The 917-nt window shown below is 80.3% G+C and carries 1 protein-coding gene; it reads left to right on the forward strand.

Translation table 11 applies throughout. The features are described 5' to 3' along the window. A partial coding sequence (locus tag GTR00_RS21775; RefSeq protein WP_205706399.1) for a serine/threonine-protein kinase occupies positions 1-917 on the forward strand: 917 nt, incomplete at both ends.

Below are 917 nucleotides of genomic sequence, written 5' to 3' on the forward strand. Positions count from 1 at the left end.
CCCCCGCCCCCGGCGACCGCCTCGGCGGCTACCGCCTGGACCGCGTGGTCGGCGAGGGCGGCATGGGCGTGGTGTGGCTGGCGCTGGACGCCGAGCACCGCGCCGTGGCGCTGAAGGTCCTCAAGCCGCACATCGCCGCCGACCCGCACGCGCGCGCCCGCCTGGCCCGCGAGGTCGCCACCCTGGAGCGGGTGCGCTCCCCGCGCGTGGCCGAGGTCATCAGCGCCGACGTGGACTCCCCGTGGCCGCACCTGGTGACCCGCTACGTGCCCGGGCCCTCCCTGGAGTCCGTGGTCTCCTCCCGCGGCCCGCTGCGCGGCGGGCGCCTGCGCGACCTGGGCCACGGCCTGGCCCAGGCCCTGCGGGCCATCCACGCCGCCGGCGTGGTGCACCGCGACCTCAAGCCCAGCAACGTGCTGCTGCTCGACGGCGACCCCGTCGTCATCGACTTCGGCATCGCGCACGTGGCCGACGACGTGCGGCTGACCTCCACCGGCCTGGTGATGGGCACCCCCGGCTACCTGTCCCCGGAGGTCGTCGCCGGCGGGCGGGTGTCCACCGCGACCGACTGGTGGGGCTGGGCCGCCACCGTGGCCTACGCCGCCAGCGGCCGCCCGCCCTTCGGCGGCGGCCCCATGGAGGTCGTCCTGGACCGGGTGCGCCGCGCCGACGTCGACCTCACCGGGGTGCCCGCGGACCTGCGCGCCCCGCTGCTCGCGGCGCTGGCGGTCAACCCCGCGCACCGCCCGCACCCGGAGCAGCTCCTGCGCGCCCTGGACGGCGCCACGACCGGCCCGCAGCCGGCCCCCGGCGCCGCGGCGACCGCGGTCGTGCCCACCGCGGCGCCCCTCCACCCGCCCGTCGCGCCGCCCGCCGCCCCGGCGCCCGCGGCGGGCGGCGCGACGGGCGGGTGGAGG

This window comes from Kineococcus indalonis (genome assembly GCF_009906395.1).
GTDB classification, from domain to species: domain Bacteria; phylum Actinomycetota; class Actinomycetes; order Actinomycetales; family Kineococcaceae; genus Kineococcus; species Kineococcus indalonis.